General features: G+C 68.9%; 21 protein-coding genes. 11 read left to right on the top strand and 10 right to left on the bottom strand.

From position 1 onward, the window contains the following. The first annotated feature begins 28 nt into the window (after positions 1 to 28). Positions 29 to 1,057, top strand: coding sequence for an amino acid ABC transporter substrate-binding protein (locus ABNQ40_RS06475; protein WP_109048586.1), 1,029 nt, complete (start codon positions 29 to 31; stop codon positions 1,055 to 1,057). A 9-nt stretch (positions 1,058 to 1,066) separates the two neighbouring features. Here the strand turns inward: ABNQ40_RS06475 and ABNQ40_RS06470 are convergent, their stop codons facing one another. The 5 genes from ABNQ40_RS06470 to ABNQ40_RS06450 all read right to left on the bottom strand — a co-directional run bounded on the left by ABNQ40_RS06470 (position 1,067) and on the right by ABNQ40_RS06450 (position 5,832). Beyond that, positions 1,067 to 1,780: an ABC transporter ATP-binding protein gene (locus ABNQ40_RS06470; protein ID WP_109048585.1), complete on the bottom strand. Its 714-nt coding sequence runs from the start codon at positions 1,778 to 1,780 to the stop codon at positions 1,067 to 1,069. Beyond that, a complete protein-coding gene (locus tag ABNQ40_RS06465; RefSeq protein WP_109048584.1) occupies positions 1,770 to 2,525 on the bottom strand; it encodes an ABC transporter ATP-binding protein in 756 nt (251 codons plus the stop codon). The genes ABNQ40_RS06470 and ABNQ40_RS06465 overlap by 11 nt, the downstream gene beginning before the upstream one ends. Further along, entirely contained in the window at positions 2,522 to 3,544 is a 1,023-nt protein-coding gene (locus tag ABNQ40_RS06460) for a branched-chain amino acid ABC transporter permease (protein WP_109048583.1), read from the bottom strand. Before ABNQ40_RS06460 ends, ABNQ40_RS06465 begins: the two co-directional genes overlap by 4 nt. Further along, positions 3,541 to 4,410: a branched-chain amino acid ABC transporter permease gene (locus tag ABNQ40_RS06455; RefSeq protein ID WP_109048582.1), complete on the bottom strand. Its 870-nt coding sequence runs from the start codon at positions 4,408 to 4,410 to the stop codon at positions 3,541 to 3,543. The genes ABNQ40_RS06460 and ABNQ40_RS06455 overlap by 4 nt, the downstream gene beginning before the upstream one ends. Positions 4,411 to 4,632: 222 nt before the next feature. Next, positions 4,633 to 5,832 (bottom strand): ABC transporter substrate-binding protein, encoded by a 1,200-nt coding sequence (locus tag ABNQ40_RS06450; RefSeq protein WP_109048241.1) that lies wholly within the window; start codon positions 5,830 to 5,832, stop codon positions 4,633 to 4,635. 340 nt (positions 5,833 to 6,172) lie between these two features. Between ABNQ40_RS06450 and ABNQ40_RS06445 the strand changes: the two genes are divergently transcribed. The 8 genes from ABNQ40_RS06445 to pcaG are packed head-to-tail and all read left to right on the top strand — an operon-like array spanning position 6,173 to position 13,007. Further along, complete coding sequence (locus ABNQ40_RS06445) at positions 6,173 to 7,045, top strand: CoA transferase subunit A (protein WP_109048240.1); 873 nt, start codon at positions 6,173 to 6,175, stop codon at positions 7,043 to 7,045. Then, positions 7,045 to 7,839, top strand: a complete 795-nt coding sequence (locus tag ABNQ40_RS06440) for a CoA-transferase subunit beta (RefSeq protein ID WP_109048239.1) — start codon at positions 7,045 to 7,047, stop codon at positions 7,837 to 7,839. Before ABNQ40_RS06445 ends, ABNQ40_RS06440 begins: the two co-directional genes overlap by 1 nt. 4 nt (positions 7,840 to 7,843) lie before the next feature. Continuing rightward, positions 7,844 to 9,043 (top strand): 3-oxoadipyl-CoA thiolase, encoded by a 1,200-nt coding sequence (gene pcaF, locus ABNQ40_RS06435; RefSeq protein ID WP_109048238.1) that lies wholly within the window; start codon positions 7,844 to 7,846, stop codon positions 9,041 to 9,043. Between the two features lie 48 nt (positions 9,044 to 9,091). Next, positions 9,092 to 9,889: a 3-oxoadipate enol-lactonase gene (gene pcaD, locus ABNQ40_RS06430; protein ID WP_109048237.1), complete on the top strand. Its 798-nt coding sequence runs from the start codon at positions 9,092 to 9,094 to the stop codon at positions 9,887 to 9,889. A 14-nt stretch (positions 9,890 to 9,903) separates the two neighbouring features. Continuing rightward, positions 9,904 to 10,302 (top strand): 4-carboxymuconolactone decarboxylase, encoded by a 399-nt coding sequence (gene pcaC / locus ABNQ40_RS06425; RefSeq protein ID WP_109490744.1) that lies wholly within the window; start codon positions 9,904 to 9,906, stop codon positions 10,300 to 10,302. A 5-nt stretch (positions 10,303 to 10,307) separates the two neighbouring features. Beyond that, a complete protein-coding gene (locus ABNQ40_RS06420; RefSeq protein WP_109490743.1) occupies positions 10,308 to 11,696 on the top strand; it encodes a 3-carboxy-cis,cis-muconate cycloisomerase in 1,389 nt (462 codons plus the stop codon). A gap of 25 nt (positions 11,697 to 11,721) precedes the next feature. Further along, entirely contained in the window at positions 11,722 to 12,444 is a 723-nt protein-coding gene (gene pcaH, locus ABNQ40_RS06415; RefSeq protein ID WP_109048236.1) for a protocatechuate 3,4-dioxygenase subunit beta, read from the top strand. 5 nt (positions 12,445 to 12,449) lie between these two features. Next, positions 12,450 to 13,007, top strand: a complete 558-nt coding sequence (gene pcaG / locus ABNQ40_RS06410) for a protocatechuate 3,4-dioxygenase subunit alpha (protein WP_109048235.1) — start codon at positions 12,450 to 12,452, stop codon at positions 13,005 to 13,007. A gap of 54 nt (positions 13,008 to 13,061) precedes the next feature. Here pcaG and ABNQ40_RS06405 read toward each other — a convergent pair whose 3' ends face one another. The 5 genes from ABNQ40_RS06405 to ABNQ40_RS06385 all read right to left on the bottom strand — a co-directional run bounded on the left by ABNQ40_RS06405 (position 13,062) and on the right by ABNQ40_RS06385 (position 19,071). Then, entirely contained in the window at positions 13,062 to 15,146 is a 2,085-nt protein-coding gene (locus tag ABNQ40_RS06405) for a methyl-accepting chemotaxis protein (protein ID WP_109048234.1), read from the bottom strand. Between the two features lie 293 nt (positions 15,147 to 15,439). Further along, entirely contained in the window at positions 15,440 to 16,447 is a 1,008-nt protein-coding gene (locus tag ABNQ40_RS06400) for a TRAP transporter substrate-binding protein (protein WP_109048233.1), read from the bottom strand. A gap of 77 nt (positions 16,448 to 16,524) precedes the next feature. Continuing rightward, positions 16,525 to 17,802: a TRAP transporter large permease gene (locus ABNQ40_RS06395; RefSeq protein WP_109048232.1), complete on the bottom strand. Its 1,278-nt coding sequence runs from the start codon at positions 17,800 to 17,802 to the stop codon at positions 16,525 to 16,527. A 40-nt stretch (positions 17,803 to 17,842) separates the two neighbouring features. Beyond that, on the bottom strand, positions 17,843 to 18,436 hold the full coding sequence (locus tag ABNQ40_RS06390; RefSeq protein ID WP_109048231.1) for a TRAP transporter small permease: 594 nt from the start codon (positions 18,434 to 18,436) through the stop codon (positions 17,843 to 17,845). After that, on the bottom strand, positions 18,433 to 19,071 hold the full coding sequence (locus ABNQ40_RS06385; protein ID WP_109048230.1) for a gluconokinase: 639 nt from the start codon (positions 19,069 to 19,071) through the stop codon (positions 18,433 to 18,435). The genes ABNQ40_RS06390 and ABNQ40_RS06385 overlap by 4 nt, the downstream gene beginning before the upstream one ends. Positions 19,072 to 19,442: 371 nt before the next feature. On the opposite strand from ABNQ40_RS06385, the gene ABNQ40_RS06380 reads away from it, so the two are divergent. After that, positions 19,443 to 20,507 carry a LacI family DNA-binding transcriptional regulator gene (locus tag ABNQ40_RS06380; RefSeq protein ID WP_098735859.1) on the top strand — a complete coding sequence of 355 codons (1,065 nt, stop codon included), beginning with the start codon at positions 19,443 to 19,445 and terminating at the stop codon, positions 20,505 to 20,507. A gap of 119 nt (positions 20,508 to 20,626) precedes the next feature. Beyond that, positions 20,627 to 22,129, top strand: a complete 1,503-nt coding sequence (locus ABNQ40_RS06375) for a thymidine phosphorylase family protein (RefSeq protein WP_109048229.1) — start codon at positions 20,627 to 20,629, stop codon at positions 22,127 to 22,129. Positions 22,130 to 22,270: the final 141 nt, after the last annotated feature.

Raw genomic sequence — 22,270 nt, 5'->3', positions numbered from 1 at the left:
CGCACGGCGGACGGGACAGGTCAGGAGAATGGGTGTCGGGATGCGGCTGGTGTTGCTTGTGCTGCTGGCGATGGTATCGGCCTCGCCGGCTTATGCCGAGGACGGCGACACGCTGGAGCGCATCCATGGCCGCGGCTTCCTGATCTGCGGCCTGCGCAGCGGCGTCAGCGGCATCTCCTTTTCCGACCCGCAGGGGCATCTCGACGGTTTCCTGGTCGATGTCTGCCGGGTCTTCGCCGCGGCGACGCTCGGCAACGCCCAGGCGGTCCGCGTCGTCCGCCTGCCGGAAAAGCCGCAGGAATTCCAGGCGGTGGAGAAGCACGAGGTCGATGTGGCGCTGACCACCACGACCTGGACCTTCAGCCGCGAGCTGTCGCACGACATCGAGTTCCTGATGCCGCTGCTGCATGACGGCCAGGGCTTCGCCATCCACTCGGACGGCACACCGCCGCCGCCGCTCGACCGGCTGGGCGTCCGCACCGTCTGCGTCAAGACCGCCACCACCACGGTCCGCAATCTGGAGGACCATATCCGCAAGTCGGACCTGCCCTGGACGATCCGCACCTTCCAGACGCTGGACGAGGCGTTGCAGGCCTTCCTCGCCCATGAATGCGACCTGCTGACCACCGACCGCACGGTGCTGGTGACCTCGCTGGCCGGCTACCGCCAGGCGGGGATGGGCATCCACATCTACCCCGACGTGATCTCGCGCGAGCCGCTGACGCCCTACATCGCGCGTGGCGACCGCAACTGGTACGACATCACCCGCTGGGTACTCCACGCCATCGTGCTGGCCGACGCCAAGGGCGTCACCTCGGCCGACGTTCAGGCCGGGCGCATCCCCGACGATCCCGAGCTGCACCGCATGCTGGGCCACGCCGGCAGCGTCTCCCGCACCCTCGGACTGCCCGACGACTGGGCCTTGCAGGTGCTGGCCCAGGTGGGGAACTACGGCGAGATCTTCGACCGCAACCTCGGCGTCCCCTACGGCATGGACCGCGGAATGAACAAGCCCTGGACCCAGGGCGGGCTGCTCTACGCGCCGCCGTTCCGGTAGAGGCGCTCCCTACGCCGCCAGCGCCACGCCCAGATGCCGCTCCAGCAGCGCCGGATCGGCCTTCGCCTGCGCCGCCGGCCCGGCATGCACCACCCGGCCGCGGTCGAGGAAGACCACGCGGTCGGCGAAGTCCAGCGCGCGGTCGACCTGCTGTTCCACCAGCAGGATGGTCATGTCGAGCCTCGACAGCGCCGCCATCAGTGTGTCGCAGATCACCGGGGCCAGCCCCTCCAGCGGCTCGTCCAGCAGCAGCACCGTCGGCTTGCCGAGAAGCGCGCGGGCGACCGACAGCATCTGCTGCTCGCCGCCCGACAGCTCGCCGCCGCCGTTGCGCCGCCGCTCGGCCAGCCGGGGGAACAGCTCGTACGCCTCCTCCAGCGCCGAGCGCGGCCGCCCCTTCAGCCCGGTGACGAGGTTCTCCTCCACCGTCAGCGATTTGAAGATGTCGCGCGTCTGCGGCACATAGCCGAGCCCCGCCGCCGCCCGCGCCGAACTGCTCATCGCCCCCAGTTCGACCCCGTCCAGCCGGATGCTGCCGCCATGGCGGGTGGTTTGGCCGACCAGCGTCGCCAGCGTCGTCGTCTTGCCCACCCCGTTGCGGCCGAGCAGGGCAAGCCGCCCGCCCGCCGGCACGGCCAGCGACACGCCGTCGAGGATCAGCGTCTTGCCGTAGCCGGCGCGCAGATCCGCGACCTCGAAAGCGCCACGCGGTTCAGTGGGCATGGGCCCGGCTCCCCAGATAGACCTCGCGCACGCGAGGGTCGGCGACGATCTCCTTGGCGGTGCCGCTGCACAGCAGCCGCCCCTGCGCCAGCACGACGATGGTCTTCGCGAAGCGGAACACCAGATCCATGTCGTGCTCGATCATCAGCACCGCCAGATCCTTGGGCAGCCGGTCGATGGCGTCGAGGATGCGCTGGCTTTCCGAATGGGGCACGCCGGCCGCCGGCTCGTCGAGGATCAGCACCTTCGGCTTCATGGCGAGCGCCAGCGCGATCTCCAGAAGCCGCTGCTGCCCGTAGGCCAGCGAGCCGACCGCCGTGTGCGCCGCATGGGTCAGCCCCATGGCATCGAGCAGCCCCGCCACCTCGTCGGCCAGCCCGGCCACCTTGGCGACGCTGGCGAACAGGCGGAAGGTGCGGCGGTCGCGCTGGAGGACGGCCAGTTCCAGATGCTCGCGCACCGTCATCGACTTGAACAGCCGCGCGACCTGAAAGCTGCGGATCAGCCCCAGCCGCACCCGCTCCGCCGCCGACAGCTTCGTGATGTCGCGGCCGTCCAGCCGGATGGTGCCGGCGCTGGGCGGGATCACCCCGGTGACGAGGTTGACGAAGGTCGTCTTGCCCGCTCCGTTCGGCCCGATCAGGGCGCAGCGGTCGCCGGCATTCAGCGTCATGGTGATGTCGGACGACACCTGGAGCCCGCCGAAATTCTTGGACAGCCCCTCGACCTCAAGAAGCTTCGTCATGCCCCGCCTCCCTTTCCGCGCAGCAGCCCGCCCAGCCGCTCCAAGCCGGACGCGATGCCGCCGGGCAGGAACAGGACGATGCCGATCAGGAACAGGCCGATGAAGCCCATCCAATGGAAGGGGTCGCTGGCCGCCAGGATGTGGTGGATGCCCATGAAGGCCGCCGTGCCGATCACCGCGCCATAGAGCCGCCCGGTGCCGCCCAGCACCAGCATCACCAGCGCCTCCGCCGACCAGGGGAAGCCAGCGCTGTCCAGCCCGACGATGCCGCTGGTCACCGCGGTCAGGGCGCCGGCCACCCCGGCGAACACCCCGGCCACGCCATAGAGCGCCACCAGATAGGATTTCGGCGACCCGCCGATGGCGGAGATCCGCAAGGGATCCTCCTTCACGCCGCGGCAGGCCAGCCCGAAGGGCGAGCGCACGATCCGCCGCGCCACCACCAGCCCGACCACCAGCACCGCCAGCGCGAACAGGTAGGAGGTGCGGCCGAACATGTCGAAGCGGAACAGCCCCAGCACCGGAGCCGGGTCGATGCCCGACAGCCCGTCGCTGCCGCCGGTCCAGTCGCGTGCCTTGTTGGCGACCTCCTGCACGATCTGCCCGACCGCGATGGTCAGCATCAGCAGGGTCAGCCCGCGCGCATGCAGGATCAGGGCGCCGGTCGCCAGCGCGACCAGCCCGCCGGCCAGCCCGCCGGCCGCCAGCATGACGAAGGGGTCGTTGTTCCAGTTGACCGCGACGATGCCGGCGGCATAGGCGCCGGTGCCGAACATCGCCGCCTGCCCCAGCGTGGCGATCCCGCCATAGCCGAGCACGAGGTCGAGCGACAGCACGAACAGCGCCGAGGCGGCGATGCGGGTCAGCAGCGCCAGATCGTCCGGCAGCAGCCAGAAGGCGGCCAGCCCGGCCAATGCGACCAGCGGAATGCCGATCCAGCCGAGATCGCGCCGCTTGCCAAGCGGAACGGGTCGGATCGACTGGCCGGCCTTTCCGTCGCGCTCGGCGACGCTCGTCATGCCGTCCTCCCTTTGAAGAAGCCGTGGGGCCAGCGGAACAGGATCAGGATCAGGGCGGCGTAGAAGAAGAATTCGCCGAAATTCGGGATCAGGTATTTGCCGGCGGTGTCGACGATGCCCAGCGCCAGCGCCGCCGCCGCCGAGCCGAAGATGCTGCCCGCCCCGCCCACCGCCACCACCGCCAGGAACAGCACGATGTAGCGGATGGCGTAATAGGGCTCCAGCGGCAGCAGTTCGGCCCCCAGCACCCCGCCCAGCGCCGCCAGTCCGGTGCCGAGCGCGAAGGTCGCCAGATAGAGCCGTTCGGTCCGGATGCCCAGCGCCGCCGCCATGGCGGGATCGTCGACCGCCGCGCGCAGCCGGATGCCGAAATCGGTGCGCTCCAGCAGCCACCACAGCCCCAGCAGGGTGGCCGCCCCGGCGCCGATGACGAAGGCGCGGTGGGTCGGGATCGACTTCGGCCCCAGTTGCACCGTGCCGGTCAGCAGGTCCGGCAGCGGAATGCGCTTCAGCGTCGGGCCGAACAGGTAATTGATGCCGGCGACGATGACGAAGGTCAGCCCGATGGTCAGCAGCACCTGCGCCAGTTCGTTGGCCGAGCCGTAGATGCGCCGGTACAGCAGCCGTTCCAGCGGCAGCGTCGCCAGCACGGTCAGCGCCACCGCCACCACCAGCGCCAGCCCATAGGGCAGCCCGGCGCTCTGTGCGGCATAGGAAGCGACATAGCCGCCGACCATGGCGAAGGCGCCATGCGCCAGATTGACCACCCGCATCAGCCCCAGCGTCACCGACAGCCCGACGGAGATGATGAAGAGGATCATGCCGTAGGCGACCCCGTCGACGGCGATCCCGAACATGGTTTCCATGATGTCTCTCCACCTCCCCATCCCCCTCTCCCCCCGGGGAGAGGGTCGGGGTGAGGGGGAAGCATCGCGTGCCTTACCCGAAAATCCTGCCACGCGTCCCCCTAACCCTCTCCCCACTTTCGGCGGACCGGAGGTCCGCCTGTCGCGTCAGCGCAAACGAAGTTTGCGCGTGAGCGGGGGAGAGAGGGGACTTCTACAGGGACGGGAGAGGGGCACTTCCCCTCACTTCGCCAACTTGTACCCATAGTCCGGCTGCTTCGGGAACGACTGCTTCTCGACATTCTCCAATTTGCCGTCGACCATCTCGACGGTGCGCAGATAGATCGTCTGGGTGACATGGCGGCTGTCGGGATCGATGGTCAGGGGGCCGCGCGGGCTTTCCCAGCTCATGCCCTTCACCGACTCCACCGCCTTGGCGCCGTCGATCTTGCCGCCGCTGTTCTTGATCATCTGATAGATGACGTGCGTGCCGTCATAGGCGCCGACCGAGGTGAAGGTGACGCTGTCGTAGGAGCCGAACATCTCCTTGTGCTTGGCGACGAAGGCCTTGTTCATCGCCGAGTCATGGGCGCGGCTGTAGTTGAAGCTGGTGGTGATGCCCATCGCCGCCTCGCCCAGCGCCGGCAGGTCCGGTTCTTGGGTCAGGTCGCCGGGGCCGAAGAACTTGATGCCCGCCGCCTTCAGACCGGTGTCGTTGAAGGCCTTGGCGAAGGCCAGCGTCGTCGGGCCGGCGGGCAGGAAGGCATAGACCGCCTCTGCGCCCGAATCCTTGATCCGCTGCATGAAGGGGGCGAAGTCGGTGGACTTCAGCGGCATGCGGATGGTGTCCACCACCGTGCCGCCGTTCTTCTCGAAGGTGGACTTGAAGGCGGCCTCGCCGTCGATGCCGGGACCGTAGTCGCTGACCGCCGAGATCGCCTTCCGGACGCCCTGCTTGGCCATGTGTTCGGCCAGCGGCACCGTGTTCTGCCACAGCGTGAAGGAGGTGCGGACATAGCGCGGCGACTTCTCCGTGATGGCGGAGGTCGCGGCGTTGAAGATCACGCAGGGGATGTTCGCCTCGTCGATCAGCGGGGCGACCGCCAGCGCATCCGGCGTGAAGAAATAGCCGGCGAGGAAGGACACCTTCTCCTTGACGATCAGTTCCTGCGACAGTGCCTTGCTCTGCGCCGGGTTCGCCTGGTCGAGATCCTTGTAGATGAACTCCACCGTGTCGTTGCCGACGGTCTTGCCGTGCTCGGCCTGATAGACCTCGATGGCTTCCTTGAAGCTCTTGCCCACCACGCCGAACGGCCCGGAAAAGGGAGCCACGACACCGACCTTGATGGTGGCGGCACCGGCCGGACCGGCCGCCAGCGCCAGACCGAACGCCGCACCCAGCAGCGCGTTGCCCAACAGCGCGTTGCGCAGAGTCCTCGTCATTGTCCCTCCCACATGTGACCATATGCCGGCGCCGGAATTCGCCATTCCGGTCATTGACTGTTCCGTCCACCGTACTGAGGGAGGACCGAACCGTCAAGTGCGATATTTGATATTATGTTCTATAATCGCACAAAATTGGCGCTTAGAACAACCAATTGATAAATATCAATTTTTATCAGGAAACTCATTCCACAGACCATATAACTCTCATGTTGCGCCGCAATATGGGCGATGATCGCACATATAATGCTTTTTTCGCCCTTGACACTGCGGCGCACCGCTCGCCACTCTGTGCGTAACGACGAATGTTCGTGCGATTTTCGCACATCCGGGAGGTCATATGGCGAAGATCACGCCCCTGCGCGAGGCGGTGGCGAGCCTCGTGCACGACGGCGACACGGTCGCCCTGGAAGGATTCACCCACCTGATCCCCCATGCCGCCGGGCATGAGATCGTCCGGCAGGGCCGGCGCGACCTGACGCTGGTGCGCATGACGCCGGACCTGATCTACGACCAGCTGATCGGCATGGGCTGTGCCGCGAAGCTGATCTTCTCCTGGGGCGGCAACCCCGGCGTCGGCTCCCTCCACCGCTTCCGCGATGCGGTCGAGCAGGGCTGGCCGCACAGGCTGGAGATCGAGGAGCACAGCCACGCCGGCATGGCGAACGCCTATGTCGCCGGTGCCTCCAACCTGCCCTTCGCCCTGCTGCGCGGCTACACCGGCTCAGACCTGCCGAAGGTCAACCCGAACATCCGCTTCATCGAGTGCCCCTTCACCGGCGAAAAGCTGGCTGCCATCCCGTCGGTCCGGCCGGACGTGACGGTGATCCACGCCCAGAAGGCCGACCGCCGCGGCAATGTGCTGCTCTGGGGCATCCTCGGCGTCCAGAAGGAGGCCGTGCTGGCCGCCAGGCGCTCCATCGTCACGGTGGAGGAGATCGTCGACGACCTGGACGCCCCGCCCAATGCCTGCGTGCTGCCCTACTGGGCGCTGTCGGCCGTCTGTCCTGTTCCCGGCGGCGCCTATCCGTCCTACGCGCAGGGCTATTCGGAGCGCGACAACCGCTTCTACAAGGCCTGGGACCCCATCGCCCGCTCGCGCGACGGCTTCCAGGCCTGGATGCAGCGCCATGTGCTGGCCACCGACGATTTCGCCGGCTTCCGCCGCGTGCTGGCCGAAAGCATGGCCCAGATCATGAATGAGGTTGCGTGATGGGCTCCGAAACTCTCGACTTCACCGCGACCGAGATCATGACGGTGGCGGCCAGCCGCCTGCTGAAGGACGGCACCGTCTGCTTCGTCGGCATCGGCCTGCCCTCGACCGCCGCCAACCTCGCCCGGCTGACCCATGCGCCGGACGTCGTGCTGATCTATGAATCGGGGCCGATCGGCGCCAAGCCGACGGTGCTGCCGCTGTCGATCGGCGACGGCGACCTCGCGCTGACCGCCGACACTGTGGTCGGCACGCCGGAGATCTTCCGCTACTGGCTGCAGGGCGGGCGGATCGACGTCGGCTTCCTCGGCGCCGCGCAGGTCGACCGCTTCGCCAACATCAACACCACCGTCATCGGCCCCTATGACGCGCCCAAGGTGCGGCTGCCCGGTGCCGGCGGCGCGCCGGAGATCGCCTCCCAGGCCAAGGAGGTGTTCATCGTCCTCAAGCAGAGCCCCAAGGCCTTCGTCGCCAAGCTGCCCTTCGTCACCTCGGCGGGCTATCTCGACGGCGGGGATGCGCGGGCCAGGGCCGGCATCCCCGGCGCCGGGCCGACCGCGGTGATCACCGACCTCGGCATCCTCACACCCGACCCGGTGACCAAGGAGCTGACCCTGACCGGCATCCATCCCGGCGTGACGGTGGAGCAGGTCAAGGCGGCCACCGGCTGGGACCTGAAGATTTCGCCCGACCTGAAGACCACCGACATCCCGGACGCCGCAACCCTGGCGGCGCTGCGCGACCTGCACGCCCGCACCGCCGCCGCCCATGGTCAGGTCGGCGGAGAAGGATGACATCATGCGTGACGCCTATATCTGCGACGCCATCCGCACCCCCATCGGCCGCTATGCCGGAGCCCTGTCGTCGGTGCGCGCCGACGATCTCGGCGCCGTGCCGATCCGCGCCCTGATGCAGCGCAACCCCTCGGTCGACTGGGCTGCGGTGGACGACGTGATCTATGGCTGCGCCAATCAGGCCGGCGAGGACAACCGCAACGTCGCCCGCATGTCGGCGCTGCTGGCGGGATTGCCCGACGCGGTGCCGGGCACGACGATGAACCGGCTCTGCGGCTCCGGCCTCGACGCGCTCGCCACCGCCGCCCGCGCCATCCGCGCGGGCGAGGCCGATCTGATGATCGCCGGCGGGGTGGAGAGCATGAGCCGCGCCCCCTTCGTCATGGGCAAGTCCGACGCCCCCTTCTCGCGGCAGGCCGAGATTTTCGACACCACCATCGGCTGGCGCTTCGTCAACCCGGCGATGAAGGCGGCCTACGGCACCGATTCGATGCCGGAGACGGCGGAGAATGTCGCCGACGACTGGAAGATCGCCCGCGCCGACCAGGACGCCTTCGCGCTGCGCAGCCAGGAGCGCGCCGCCCGCGCCATCGCCGACGGCAGCCTGGCCCGCGAGATCGTCCCCGTCACCATCCGCACCCGCAAGGGCGAGACGGTGGTGACGACCGACGAACACCCCCGCGCCACCACCGTCGAGGCGCTGTCGGCGCTGAAGCCCATCGTCCGCCCCGGCGGCACGGTCACCGCCGGCAACGCGTCGGGCGTCAATGACGGCGCCGCCGCCCTGCTGGTGGCCTCCGAAGCGGCGGTGAAGCGTTACGGCCTGACCCCGCGAGCCCGCATCCTCGGCGGCGCCACCGCCGGCGTGCCGCCGCGCGTCATGGGCATCGGCCCGGTCCCGGCCACCCGCAAGCTGCTGGAGCGGCTCGGCCGGACCATCGGCGGCATCGACCTGATCGAGCTGAACGAGGCCTTCGCCGCCCAGGCGCTGGCCGTCCTGCGGGAGCTTGGCCTGCCGGACGACGCGGCGCATGTGAACCCGAACGGCGGCGGCATCGCGCTCGGCCATCCGCTCGGCATGAGCGGCGCCCGCTTGTCGACCACCGCGCTTTACCAGCTCGAACAAACCGGCGGCCGGACGGCGCTCTGCACCATGTGCATCGGCGTCGGCCAGGGGATCGCGGTGATGATCGAGCGGGTGTAGCCTCGGGCTGCAACTGTGCCCGCACCACAACAAGCGAAGGCAGTCTCCATGCCCTTCATCGAAGCCGCCGGCATCACCCAGCATTACGACCTGACCGGCCCGGCCGACGCGCCGGTGCTGCTGTTCGCCAACTCCATCGGCACCAGCTTCCACATCTGGGACGCCGTGGTGCCGCACCTGTCGCAGCGGTACCGCATCCTGCGCTACGACATGCGCGGCCATGGCCTGACCCAGGTGACGCCGGTCACGGAAGACGCCGGCTACAGCATGGATGTGCTGGCCGACGATGCCGCCGGCCTGCTCGACGCGCTCGGCGTCAAGCGCGCCCATGTCTGCGGCCTGTCCATCGGCGGCATGATGGCCCAGCGCCTCGCCGTCAAGGCGCCGGGCCGGGTGCATGGCCTGATCCTGTGCGACACCGCCGGCGTCATCGGCCCGGCGTCGGTCTGGACCGACCGCATCGCCGCCATCCGCGCCCGCGGCATGACGGCGATTTCCGACGGGGTGATGGCGCGCTGGTTCACGCAAGGCTTCCGCGACAACCACCCCGACCAGATCCGCGGCTATGCCGCGATGGTCGCCCGCATTCCCGAGGACGGCTATGTCGGCTGCGCCATGGCGATCCGCGACGCCGACCTGCGCGCCGCCAACGCCGGCATCAAAGCCCTCACCCTGGTGATCTGCGGCGCGGAGGACGTGGCGACCCCGCCCGACGCCGCCCGCGAGCTGGCGGCCGGCATCCCCGGCGCGCGGTTCGAACTGCTGCCCGGCGCCGCCCACATCCCCGGCGTCGAGAAGCCGGCGGAGCTGGCCGCCCTGATCGACGGCTTCCTGAGGGACCTGTGATGGCCGACCGTGACATGACGGACAAGGATCTGTACGACCGCGGCATGGCGGTGCGCCGCTCGGTCCTCGGCGACGCCCATGTCGACCGCTCGCTGGAGCGCGCCACCGGGTTCGACGCCGATTTCCAGGAGTTCATCACCAAGACCGCCTGGGGCCAGATCTGGACCCGGCCGGGGCTGGACATCCGGACGCGCAGCATGCTGACCATCGGCATGCTGGCGGCGCTGGGCAAGGACGGCGAGTTGAAGCTGCACATCCGCGCCACCCGCAACACCGGCGTCACCCGCGACGAGGTGAAGGAAATCATGATGCAGGCCGGTATCTATGCCGGCATCCCCGCCGCCAACCACGCGATTGCGCTCGCCCGCGCCGTCTATGCCGAGATGGACGAGGAAGACGCGAAGAAGGGGTGAGCAGCATGACCACCATCCACGCCGACCCACTCCTCGACCCGCTCTTCACCAGTGACGCGGCGGCCGACGCCTTCTCCCCCTCGGCAAGGCTGCAAGGCATGCTGGATTTCGAGGCGGCGCTGGCGCGGGCGGAGGCGGCGGTCGGCATCATCCCCTCGCGCACCGTCCCGGCCATCGAGGCGGCGTGCAGGGCCGGCCTCTACGACCTGACCGCGCTGGGAGCGGAGGCGGCGCTGGCCGGCAACACCGCCATCCCCCTGGTCAAACACCTGACCGCCACCGTGAAGGCCGCCGACGAAGAGGCGTCGCGCTACGTCCATTGGGGCGCCACCAGCCAGGACGCGATGGACAGCGGCCTGATGCTTCAGCTGCGCCGCTTCCTCGACGGGCTCGACGCCGATCTGGCGGCGCTCGCCGATGGCCTCGCCGATCTCGCCGAGCGCCACCGCACGACGCCGATGGTCGCCCGCACCTGGCTTCAGCACGCCCTGCCGACGACTTTTGGCCTGAAGGCCGCCGGCTGGCTCGACGCGCTCGGCCGCGACCGCCAGCGCATCGCCGCCGCCAGTAAGCGCCTCGCCCTGCAATTCGGCGGCGCCGCCGGCACGCTGGCGGCACTCGGCGACGCCGGCCCGGCGGTGGCGGAGGCCCTGGCGAAGGAGCTGGACCTCCCCCTGCCCGCCCTGCCCTGGCACGCCAGCCGCGACCGCATCGCCGAACTGGCCTCCGCGCTCGGCATCCTCGCCGGCACGCTGGGCACGCTCGGCCGCGACATCTCGCTGATGATGCAGATGGAGGTCGCCGAAGCCTTCGAGCCCAGCGCCCCCGGCCGCGGCGGCTCCTCCACCATGCCGCACAAGCGCAACCCGGTGTCCTGCGCCGTCCTGCTCTCCACCGCCATCCGCGCCCCCGCCCTGGTCGGCGGGCTGCTGGCGGCGCAGGTGCAGGAGCATGAGCGCGGTCTCGGCGGCTGGCATGCCGAGTGGCAGGCGCTGCCCGACCTCTGCCGCCTCGTCGCCGGTGCCGCCCGCCATGCCCGCGAGACAATCGCCGGCCTGACCGTCGATGAGGAGCGCATGCGCGCCAACCTCGACCTGACCCGCGGCCTGATCCTGGCCGAAGCCGTCACCATGGCGCTGGGCGACCGCATGGGCCGCATGGCCGCCCATTCCCGCGTCGCCGAGGCCAGCCGCCGCGCCGCAGCCGACGCCCGTCCGCTGCGCGACGTGCTGGCCGAGGACGGGGAGGTGATGCAGGCGCTGGGCGCGGACGGCCTCGACCGGCTGTTCGACCCGCTGCGCTACACCGGCGCGGCCTCCCACTTCATCGACCGCGTGCTGGACGATCACAAGAACACACCTGGCCATAAGAACACACAAGGTCGGCAAAGCTGACCGCTCCCAAGGAGGGACACCCGCGATGGACACTGCTGTTCACGAGGCTGAAGGCGATTTCAGCCCCCGCGATTGGGCGCAACACCCGCCCTACCTGTCGCCGCTCTACAAATCGACGGTGCTGCGCTCGCCGTCCAAGCCGCTGATTCCGATGAAGCAGGGGCTGTCGGTGCGCACCGGCCCGGTGTTCGGCCATGACAGCCTCGATCCGCTCGACCACGACCTGACCAGGAACGGCCGCGTCAACGGCGAGCCGATCGGCGAGCGCATGATCGTCACCGGCCGCGTGCTGGACGAGAACGGCCGGCCGGTGCCGCACACGTTGCTGGAGATCTGGCAGGCCAACGCCTGCGGCCGCTACGTCCACCGCTGGGACCAGCATGACGCGCCGCTCGACCCCAACTTCTTCGGGGCCGGCCGCTGCCTCACCGACGCCGACGGCCGCTACCGCTTCACCACGATCAAGCCCGGCGCCTATCCCTGGGGCAATCACCACAATGCGTGGCGGCCGGCGCACATCCATTTCTCGCTGTTCGGGCCGTCCTTCCTGACCCGTCTGGTCACCCAGATGTATTTCCCGGGCGACCCGCTTCTGCCGCTCGACCCCATCTACAACGGGGTGCCGGAGGGGGCGCGCGAGCTGCTGGTCTCCCGCTTCTCCATCGACGTGACCGAGCCGGTGTGGGCGCTCGGCTATGAGTTCGACATCGTCCTGCGCGGACGCCACGCCACGCCGATGGAGGGCTGACCGTCATGAGCCAGAGCTTGAAACAGACCCCGTCCCAGACCGTCGGCCCCTATTTCGCCTATGCCTGGACGCCGGAACTCTACGGCCGCCGCCCGCTGGCGACCAACCGGCTGGCCGCCCCCGACATGGCCGGAGAGCACATCCGCATCGAGGGCGTGGTCTATGACGGCCAGGGCGCGCCGATCCGCGACTGCGTGGTGGAGATCTGGCAGGCCGGCGCCGACGGCAGGCACGCCCCCGGCGCCGCCGGCTTCGGCCGCTGCGGCACCGACGACGCCGGCCGTTATGTCTTCGACACGGTGAAGCCCGGCGCCTGCGACCCCGGCCACGCCCCGCACATCGCGGTGACGGTGTTCGCCCGCGGCATGCTGAGCCACGCCTTCACCCGCCTGCATTTCTCCGACGAGACCGCGGCGAACGAGGCCGACCCGGTGCTGGCGAGCGTCCCGGCCGACCGCCGCGACACCCTGATCGCGACGCGCGCCGAGACGCCCGGCGGCGTGGTCTACCGCTTCGACATCCGCATCCAGGGCGACGGGGAAACCGTCTTCTTCGACTGCTGAGCGGGGGGACTGCTGAAAAGGAGGGAGCCGCCAACCGGCGGCTCTCCGCCCCCGTCACGCCTCGCGGATCGTCGCCACGAAGCGCTGCACCTCGCCGCGCAGCTGCGCCGACTGGTGCGACAGCGTGTCGGCGGCCCCGCGGGCCTGGGCGGCCATGCTGCCGGTTTCGCTGGCGGCGCGGGTCACGCCTTCGATGTTGGTCGACACCTCGCGGGTGCCGCTGGCGGCCTGCTGGACGTTGCGGCTGATCTCGCGCGTCGCCGCCCCCTGCTCCTCGGCGGCGGCAGCGACGGCGGTGACCGTCTCGCTGATGCCCAGGATGGTGCGGCCGATGGCCTGGATGGCGCCGACGGCGCTGCCGCTGACCGACTGGATCTCGGCGATCTGCGCAGCGATCTCCTCCGTCGCCTTGGCGGTCTGGCTGGCGAGGTTCTTGACCTCCTGCGCCACGACGGCGAAGCCCTTGCCGGCCTCGCCCGCCCGCGCCGCCTCGATGGTGGCGTTCAGCGCCAGGAGGTTGGTCTGGCCGGCGATGGACTGGATCAGGTTCACCACGTCGCCGATCTTCTGCGCGGCTTGGGCCAGACCGGCCACCGTGCCGTTGGTCTTCTCGACCTCGCCCACCGCGTCATTCGCCATGCGCGACGAGGCGGCGATGCGCTGGTTGATCTCCTCGATGGAGTGCGCCAGCTCCTCCGCCGCGGCGGCCACCGTCTGCACGTTGCCGCTGGCGACGTCGGCGGCGCTGGCGACGGCGGAAGCCTGGGCGTTGGTCTGCTCGGCGATGGCCGACAGCCCTTCGGAATCGGTGCGGATCGCCTCGGCCTGCCTGGCGACGCTGGCGACCACGTCGCCGACCGACCCCTCGAAGCGCTGGGCCAGCCGGGCCAGATCCTGCTTGCGCTGCTCGGCGGCGCGCTGCTCGTCCAGGCGGCGCTGCTCCTCCATCTCGGCGACGCGGCCGGCATTCTCCTTGAACAGCTGGAGCGCCGTGTTGATGGAGCCGATCTCGTCGGCGCGGTCGCGGTCGGTCACCTCCACGTCGCGCCGGCCGGCGGTCAGCGCCTGGATGGTGGCGATGATCCGGCGCAGCGGCTGGCCGACCACGACCCGGCTGGTCAGCCACAGCGCAACCAGAAGTGCCACGGTCAGCAGCACCGCCCCCACCGCGATGAAGGTCCGCAGCTCCTGCTTCGGCACCTCGACCTTGTTGAGCGGCAGGTTGACCAAAATCGACCAGGGCGTGCCGGTGTTGCCGATGGCGACCGGCCGGAACAGCTGCTTCACCTCGGAGCCAAGGCTGGCCGACACCGAGAAATGGGCGAAGGGCCGGCCTTCGCGGACGGCGGGCATCGCGTCCTTCAGCCGGGGATTGGTTTCCAGGATCGGCTTGCCCAGATGGTCGGGGTTGCTGTAGGCCGCCCAGGCGCCGGCATTGGAGATCAGGAACACCGACCCGGTCTCGAACGGCCTGGCCGTCTTCAGCTCGTCCCAGATGACGTCGGTGGCGATGTCGACACCGGCGACGCCGATGAACTTGCCGTTGTCGAGGATCGGCACCGCCAGCGACACCATCAGCACGGTCTTGCCGGCGACGACATAGCTGTAGGGCTCAACGATCACCTCCTTGCCGGTGCGCTTGGCCTGCTGGTAATAGAGGCCGTCCGGGCCGGGATCGTCATAGCCGACCAGCGATTCCAGCTGGACCTTGCCGCCGCCGCGGTTCCAATAGGGGATGAAGCGGCCGCTGGCATCGGTGCCGGGGGTGTTGGCGAAGGTGGAATCCTTGCCGTCCAGCGCGTTCGGCTCCATGCCGACCCAGACGCCGATCAGGCCGGTGTTGGCCTCCAGCAGGCTTTTCAGCCAGTCGTTCAGCGCGCCGCGGTCGGCAACGCCGCTCCGCTTCAGGCTGAGCAGCGTCGTGCCCATATGGCGGCTGATGTCCAGCGCATCGTTCAGCCGGCGCTCGACCGTCGCCGCATGGTACTTGCCCAGCTCCTCCCCGACCTGGAAGGACAGCGCGTCGGTGTCCGCCCCGCTCTTGACGGAGATCACCACCGACCCGGCCCCCAGCCCGATCGTCATGACCAGTCCGATCGCCAACACCAGCTTGGTCACCAAAGGCAGCTTCTTGAACATCGACAGTCCCCACGACACACCCGGACAAGGGCACGACACCCCAGGGCAACTGTCTCGTAATTCTGTTAAATTCGAGTAAATTAATTATCAATACATCAGTCCAACCAATAGTAACTGCGAGTTGTTCTCAAAACCACCGAAGAACTCGGACCTGCATCCGCAAACCATATCCAAGGACCGATTTGCGAATCGTTCCAATCTCTGCAACCCGGACCGGACAGCCGCAAAAGAAAAGGGGCGGACCGGTTGATCCGGTCCGCCCCCGTCATCCTCGCAAACCCGCGTCGCCGCGGTTACTTGCGGGCGGCGGCGATGGCGCCCTGCAGGTCCTTCAGCACGTCGGCACCGCCGTCGGCGGCGTACTTGTCGAAGGCGGGCTTGACCATCTCGCGCATGCGCTCCAGCTCGGCCGGGCTCAGCTCGTTGATCTGCATGCCCTTTTCCTTCAGGTAGGCCATGCTCTGGGCCGAAGCCTCGCGGCTGTCCTTGCGCTCGAAATCGCGCGAGGCGGCGGCGGCCTCGCTCAGGATCTTCTTCTCGTCGGCCGACAGGCCGTCGTACCAGCGCTTGCTGGCCAGCATGATCCACGGGCTGTAGACGTGGCGCGAGATCGTCAGGTACTTCTGCACTTCATAGAACTTGGACGACTGGATGGTGGTGACCGGGTTCTCCTGGCCGTCGACCGTGCCGGTCTCCATCGCGGTGAACAGCTCGGAGAAGGCCAGCGGCACCGCGTTGGCGCCGAAGCGGTTGAACATGTCGATGTAGACCGGGTTCTGCATCACGCGCAGCTTGATGCCGCCCATGTCCTCCAGCTTGGTGATCGGCCGCTTGCTGTTGGTCAGGTTGCGGAAACCGTTCTCCCAATAGACCAGCCCGACCAGCCCCTTGTCGTTCAGCGACTTCAGCAGCTTCTCGCCGAACGGGCCGTCGAGGACGGCGTCGGCCTCCTTCTCGTTGTTGAACAGGAAGGGCAGGTCGTAGACGCCGAAATCCTTGACGATGCCGACGAGGGTGGCGGTGGAGCCGACCATCATCTCCTGCGCGCCGCCGATCAGGGCGTTCTGCATCTGGATGTCGCTGCCCAGGCTGGCGTCGCCGAAGCCCTTGACCTTCAGCTTGCCGCCGCTGCGCTTGGACAGCTCCTCGGCGAAATACTTCACCGCGCGGCCCTGGTTGCTGCTTTCCGACAGGCCGTAGCCGAAGCGGATGATACGGGTCTTCACGTCCTGCGCCGAAGCGGCGACCGGGGCGAGCAGGGCGGCGGCGATGCCGGTGGCGAGCAGCAGTTTGCGGAACATGGGGTCGATCTCCCTTGCCATCTGGTGATTGGCGTCTGGTGTTTGGTTGGTTTTGGGCTTTTGGTTTTGGGCAGGCGTCAGTGGAACAGGTGCAGCGGGGCGGTGACGATCTCCGGCACGGCGATCAGCAGGCCCACCAGCACGATGTAGGTCAGAAGGAAGGGCCAGATGCCCTTGGTGGCGCTTTCCAGCGAGATGCGGGCGACGCCGCACACCACGTTCAGCACCGTGCAGACCGGCGGATGGATCAGGCCCAGCGTGCCGATCAGGACGAACATCACGCCGAAATAGGTCGGGTCGATGCCGGCCTTGATCGCCAGCGGGGTCAGCACCGGACCCAGCACCAGGATGGTCGGGGTCAGGTCCATCACCGTGCCGACGGCCAGCAGCAGGACGGCGATGGCCAGCATCAGCATCTTGGGATGGCCCATCAGCGGGGCCAGCAGCTCGGTCATCTGCTGCGGCAGGTCGGCCAGCGTCACCATGTAGGACGACACCAGGGCGGCGGCGCACAGGAACATGACGGTGCTGGTGGTGCGCGCCGCCTGGACCAGCAGCGGGACCAGCTGCGGCAGCGTCACCTGCCGGTAGATGAACAGCGCCACGAACAGCGAATAGACGGCGGCGACCACCGCGGCCTCGGTCGGCGTGAAGATGCCGCCGCGCAAGCCCCCGATGATGATGACCGGCAGGGCAAGCGCCCAGACGCCGTCGGCCAGCGCCTTCAGCCGCTCACGCCCGCTGGCCTTCGGCTGCAGCTTCACCGTCATGTCGCGGACGACGAACATCCAGGCGGCGATCAGGCCCAGCCCCATCAGCAGGCCCGGCACGATGCCGGCCATGAACAGCGAGCTGATCGAGGTGTTGGTGGTCACGCCGAAGATGATGAAGGGCATGCTGGGCGGGATGATCGGGGCGATGATGCCGCCCGACGCGATCAGGCCGGCGGAGCGCGGCACCGGATAGCCGTGGTCGCGCATCATCGGGATCAGCAGCGTGGCGAGCGCCGCGGTGTCGGCGATGGCCGACCCCGACAGGCTGGCCAGCATCACCGAGGCGCCGATGGTCACGAATCCCAGGCCGCCCTTGATGTGGCCGACCAGGCTGACCGCCAGGTTGATGATGCGCTGGGAGATGCCGCCGGCATTCATCAGCTCGCCGGCCAGGATGAAGAAGGGCACCGCCATCAGCGGGTAGTTGTCGGCGCCGCTCAGCATGTTCTGGGCGACCAGCTGGGCGTCGAAGAAGTCGAGGTGGACCATCAGCGCGACGCCGGTCAGCATCAGCGCGAAGGCGATGGGCATGCCGAGCAGCATGAAGCCGAACAGCGAGCCCAGGAAAATGGTGAGCGTCATGGCGGCGTCTCCGTCCGCAAAAGGTCTTCTGGGCTGGGCTTCAGCGCTTGGCGACGGCGGCGCCGGGATGGCTGCCGGGTGCCGCCGGATCCACAGGGGGCGCCACGGCCGGGCCGTGCGACTCCGGATGGTCCATCATCGTGTCGGGGTCGCCGGGGATGCGGGCGCCGGGCTGGTCGGTGACGATCCGCCACAGGTTCGCCAGCACGATCAGCGCCATGGCGATGGCCGGGAAGAAGCCGGCCGCGGCATAGAAGGCCATCGGGAAGCGCAGGACGGTGGAGAAGGTCTCCATGCCGATCAGCAGCTGGATCCAGCTGCCCTGCACGAACAGATAGAGCGCGTACAGCATCATCAGGTGCGCGATCACCGCGCAGGCGCGGCGCACCTTGAACGGCAGGCGGGCCTGCAGGATCTCAAGCCCCAGATGCCGCTGGTGGCGCAGCGCCAGGGTGGCGCCCAGGAACACCAGCCAGACGAACATCAGCCGCGCGATCTCCTCCGCCGCGACGATGCCGCTGTTGAAGATGTAGCGCAGGACGACGTTGCCGAAGACGAGACCGACCATGACCGCCAGCATCGCCGCCATGATCCATTCAGTGATCCGCTCCAGCAGATCCGCAACGCTTTTCATGCGTTCCTCCCAGCGGCTTCGCCGCTCTGATTCACAGCGGCTCCGCCGCTCTCATTCGATTTCTTGTCGGTGCCGGTCAGGCGGGCACAGGCATCGGCGACGATGGCCTCGGCCGGCAGCGTCACCTCGTAGGACAGGACGGCTTCGTCGGCCGTCGGCATCTCCAAGTCGGCGAACTGGCTGTCGACCAGGGCGGTGGGCATGAAATGGGCGGCGCGCGCCCCCATGCGGGAGGCGATCAGCGCCTTGTCGCCATGCAGGTGCAGGAAGACCACCCGCTCGCAGTCGCCGCGCAGCCGGTCGCGGTAGCGCCGCTTCAGCGCCGAACAGGCGACGACCAGCCCGCGCTCCGCCCGATGCGCCTCGGCGATGAAGCCGGCCAGCGTGCCCAGCCAGCCGTCGCGGTCGGCGTCGGTCAGCGGGATGCCGGCCGACATCTTCTCGATGTTGGCGGGCGGGTGGTGGGCGTCGCCCTCGATGAACTCGTCGCCCAGCTTGGCGGCAAGACTCTTGCCGACGCTGGACTTGCCGCAGCCGGCAACGCCCATCACCACGACGATCAGCGGCGCACCGCCCAACAGCTCGGGGGGAATGGCGTCCATGCCGGGGGACGGCGCGATGGAGGGACCGTTCATGAGGCTCGTGTTCCCGTAAACCGGTACGGCACCGCCCCCCTCGACCGGGATCGCGGCGGCCCTCGCACCGACACAGTTATGTTAGCGCTATCATCATCAGGTCAAAAGGACATCGGCGGCCTGTCGGCCGGAAATCGCGGATGACGCCGGGATGAGGTGGCGATACTGTTAGCGCTAACCTTGACGGCCGTAAAGAGTTTTGTTTGAGTTGCGGACAAACTGATCAGGGATGGCCGCGGGTTGCAGTTTCGGGCTCCAGATGGGATGCCCGTGCATGGAACGCGGCCGTTGCCGAGTATGATACACACCGGTGACCAGCGAGCCCGCGCGACCTTCCGTCGCGCCGGCCGGAAACGGAAGGACGAAGCCCTGTGACGACCCGTGGCGGCGATGGGACGGCAACCCCGGCGGTCAAGACGCGCAAGCCGCGCTCCTCGCGCACCGGCCGCGCGACGATGGCGGACGTGGCGGAGCGGGTGGGCATCAGCGCCATCACCGTGTCGCGCGCCTTCAAGCGTCCCGAGCTAGTGATGCCGGAGCTGCGCCAGCGCATCCTCGACACCGCGCAGTCGATGGGCTACGTGCCGAATCAGGCCGCCAGCGCGCTCGCCTCGGCGCGGTCGATGACGGTGGCGGTGCTGATCCCGTCGATGACCAACATGGTCTTCGTCGAGACGCTGGCCGGCATCCACGACATGCTGCTGCCGCGCGGCTACCGCGCCCTGATCGGCGTCACCCACTATTCGCCGGAGGAGGAGGAGCGGCTGATCCGCACCTATCTCCAGTTCCAGCCCGACGGCATCCTGCTGACCGGCACCGACCACACCCCGGTCGCCCGCACTTACCTGTCGGCGCTCGCCAGCCCGACCGTCCATATGATGGAATTGCTGGACGACCCCGACAGCCTCAGCGTCGGCTGTTCGCAGGAGGAGGGCGGCCGGCTGATGACCACCCACCTGCTGGAGCGCGGCTACCGCCGCATCGGCTTCGTCGCCGTGCAGCTCGACCCGCGCACGCTGGCCCGCCTCGACGGCTACCGCCACGCGCTGGAGGAAGCCGGGCTGTATGACGAGGCGCGCGTCTGGCGCCTGCCCGACCCGTCCTCCATCCATCTGGGTGCTGCGATGATCGACCGGCTGATGGCGGAGAACACCGACTGCGACGCCGTCTTCTTCTGCAACGACGATCTGGCGCAGGGCGCTTTGTTCCAGTGCCAGCGCCGCGGCATCCGCGTGCCCGACCAGCTTGCCGTCGCCGGCTTCAATGATCTGCCGGCCTCGGCCTGGACCACGCCGACCCTGACCACCGTCGCCACGCCGCGCTACGCCATCGGCCGCCACGCCGCCGCCATGCTGCTCGACCTGATGGACGGCAAGGAGCCGCCGCAGCGGCGGCTCGACCTCGGGCTGACCTTCATCGCGCGGGAAAGCACGTGACAGAGCACAGCCCCTCCACCCCGCCAATGATCCGGATCAAACCGGCCGCCTGACGCCCGGCATGGCTGACGCGCAGGCTCGGCGACGCTGACGCGCACGGCCGGGCGTAGACTGTGCGCATGCTGACGCTTCGACATCTGGCGATAGACACCGTCCGGGAGAACGTCGCCTTCCTCAACCGCCGCTGCACCCGGTACCATGTCGAGGATTTCCTCGGGCTGGGACGGGTGGAGGTGCGGAACGACGGCCGCTCCCTGCTGGCGGTTCTGAACGTCGTCGACGACCCCGCCATCGTCGCTCCCGACGAGATCGGCCTGTCCGACCCCGCCTTCGGCCAGCTCGGGCTGGCGGCGGGCTCCGCCGTCCATCTCGTGCCTCCGACCCCGCCGGAAAGCTTCGAGCTGGTGCGCGCCAAGGTCGGCGGCGCCGCCCTGACCGACGACCAGCTCGCCGCGATCATCCGCGACATCACCGAGCAGCGTTACTCCAAGATCGAGATCGCCGCCTTCCTGATCGCCTGCGCCAGCTTCATGACGACGGCGGAGGTACTGGGCCTGACCCGCGCCATGATCGCCGCCGGCACCCGGCTGCACTGGGAGGGTCCCGATGGAGTTGGCGGCGGAACCATCGCCGACAAGCACTGCATCGGCGGCATTCCCGGCAACCGCACCTCGATGATCGTCGTGCCCATCGTCGCCGCCCACGGCCTGCCGATCCCCAAGACCTCGTCGCGCGCCATCACGTCGCCCGCCGGCACCGCCGACACCATGGAGGTGCTGGCGAATGTCGACGTGCCGATGGAGCGCATGCAGGCCCTGGTGCGCGAGGCCAAGGGCTGTCTGGTCTGGGGCGGCCATGTCCGGCTGTCGCCGGCCGACGACATTCTGATCTCGGTCGAACGGCCGCTCGCCATCGACACCCGCGAACAGCTGGTCGCCTCCATCCTGTCGAAGAAGGTGGCGGCCGGCTCCACCCATCTGCTGATCGACATCCCCGTCGGCCCCAGCGCCAAGATCCGCACGGCCGGCGAGGCGGTGCGCCTGCGCAAGCTGTTCGAGCATGTCGGCGACCGTCTCGGCCTGACGCTGGAGGTGGCGATCACCGACGGCTCGCAGCCGGTCGGGCGCGGCATCGGCCCGGTGCTGGAGGCGCGCGACGTGATGGCCGTGCTGCGCAACGACCCCGCCGGCCCCGCCGACCTGAGGGAGCGCGCCCTGCTGCTGGCCGGCCGCATCCTGGAATTCGACCCCGCCGTCCGCGGCGGCAGCGGCAACCGCCGGGCACGCGAGCTGCTGGAGTCGGGTGCCGCGTTCGCCGCCATGGAGCGCATCATCGCCCTGCAGGGTCCACCGCCCGCCGTGGCGACGCTCGGCTCGCTGGTGGCGGAGGTCGCCTCGCCCGCCGACGGCATCGTGTCGTCGCTCGACTGCTACCGCCTCGCCCGCATCGCCCGGCTTGCCGGTGCGCCGACCGACAAGGGAGCCGGCATCGACCTGCTGCGCAAGGTGGGCGAGCCGGTGCGCCGTGGCGAGCCGCTCTACCGCATCCACGCCAGCACCAACGCCGACTTCACCTTCGCCCAGGCCTTTGCGGCGGAGAACAGCGGGGTGGCGGTGGGGTGAACTGACCAAGAGCCAGTCTCCTTCTCCCCCTTGCTCACGCGCAAACTTCGTTTGCGCTGACGCGACAGGCGGATCGAAGATCCGCCGAAAGCGGGGAGAAGGTCGGGATGAGGGGGTTCGGCGCAGCCGAAGAGATCCACG

Origin of the sequence: Azospirillum sp. A23 (assembly GCF_042938965.1) — a bacterium.
GTDB lineage: Bacteria > Pseudomonadota > Alphaproteobacteria > Azospirillales > Azospirillaceae > Azospirillum > Azospirillum melinis.
This window is presented reverse-complemented; position numbering and strand designations above follow the sequence as displayed.

Excerpts from the sequence above, each read along its gene's own strand:
- pcaC (WP_109490744.1), top strand. The coding sequence starts at position 9,904 with ATGACGGACAAGGATCTGTACGACCGCGGCATGGCGGTGCGCCGCTCG.
- ABNQ40_RS06405 (WP_109048234.1), bottom strand. The coding sequence starts at position 15,146 with ATGTTCAAGAAGCTGCCTTTGGTGACCAAGCTGGTGTTGGCGATCGGA.
- ABNQ40_RS06460 (WP_109048583.1), bottom strand. The coding sequence starts at position 3,544 with ATGACGAGCGTCGCCGAGCGCGACGGAAAGGCCGGCCAGTCGATCCGA.
- ABNQ40_RS06385 (WP_109048230.1), bottom strand. The coding sequence starts at position 19,071 with ATGAACGGTCCCTCCATCGCGCCGTCCCCCGGCATGGACGCCATTCCC.
- ABNQ40_RS06445 (WP_109048240.1), top strand. The coding sequence starts at position 6,173 with ATGGCGAAGATCACGCCCCTGCGCGAGGCGGTGGCGAGCCTCGTGCAC.
- ABNQ40_RS06475 (WP_109048586.1), top strand. The coding sequence starts at position 29 with ATGGGTGTCGGGATGCGGCTGGTGTTGCTTGTGCTGCTGGCGATGGTA.
- ABNQ40_RS06420 (WP_109490743.1), top strand. The coding sequence starts at position 10,308 with ATGACCACCATCCACGCCGACCCACTCCTCGACCCGCTCTTCACCAGT.
- ABNQ40_RS06455 (WP_109048582.1), bottom strand. The coding sequence starts at position 4,410 with ATGGAAACCATGTTCGGGATCGCCGTCGACGGGGTCGCCTACGGCATG.
- ABNQ40_RS06375 (WP_109048229.1), top strand. The coding sequence starts at position 20,627 with ATGCTGACGCTTCGACATCTGGCGATAGACACCGTCCGGGAGAACGTC.
- pcaD (WP_109048237.1), top strand. The coding sequence starts at position 9,092 with ATGCCCTTCATCGAAGCCGCCGGCATCACCCAGCATTACGACCTGACC.
- ABNQ40_RS06400 (WP_109048233.1), bottom strand. The coding sequence starts at position 16,447 with ATGTTCCGCAAACTGCTGCTCGCCACCGGCATCGCCGCCGCCCTGCTC.
- pcaH (WP_109048236.1), top strand. The coding sequence starts at position 11,722 with ATGGACACTGCTGTTCACGAGGCTGAAGGCGATTTCAGCCCCCGCGAT.
- ABNQ40_RS06395 (WP_109048232.1), bottom strand. The coding sequence starts at position 17,802 with ATGACGCTCACCATTTTCCTGGGCTCGCTGTTCGGCTTCATGCTGCTC.
- pcaG (WP_109048235.1), top strand. The coding sequence starts at position 12,450 with ATGAGCCAGAGCTTGAAACAGACCCCGTCCCAGACCGTCGGCCCCTAT.
- ABNQ40_RS06390 (WP_109048231.1), bottom strand. The coding sequence starts at position 18,436 with ATGAAAAGCGTTGCGGATCTGCTGGAGCGGATCACTGAATGGATCATG.
- ABNQ40_RS06470 (WP_109048585.1), bottom strand. The coding sequence starts at position 1,780 with ATGCCCACTGAACCGCGTGGCGCTTTCGAGGTCGCGGATCTGCGCGCC.
- ABNQ40_RS06440 (WP_109048239.1), top strand. The coding sequence starts at position 7,045 with ATGGGCTCCGAAACTCTCGACTTCACCGCGACCGAGATCATGACGGTG.
- ABNQ40_RS06450 (WP_109048241.1), bottom strand. The coding sequence starts at position 5,832 with ATGACGAGGACTCTGCGCAACGCGCTGTTGGGCAACGCGCTGCTGGGT.
- pcaF (WP_109048238.1), top strand. The coding sequence starts at position 7,844 with ATGCGTGACGCCTATATCTGCGACGCCATCCGCACCCCCATCGGCCGC.
- ABNQ40_RS06465 (WP_109048584.1), bottom strand. The coding sequence starts at position 2,525 with ATGACGAAGCTTCTTGAGGTCGAGGGGCTGTCCAAGAATTTCGGCGGG.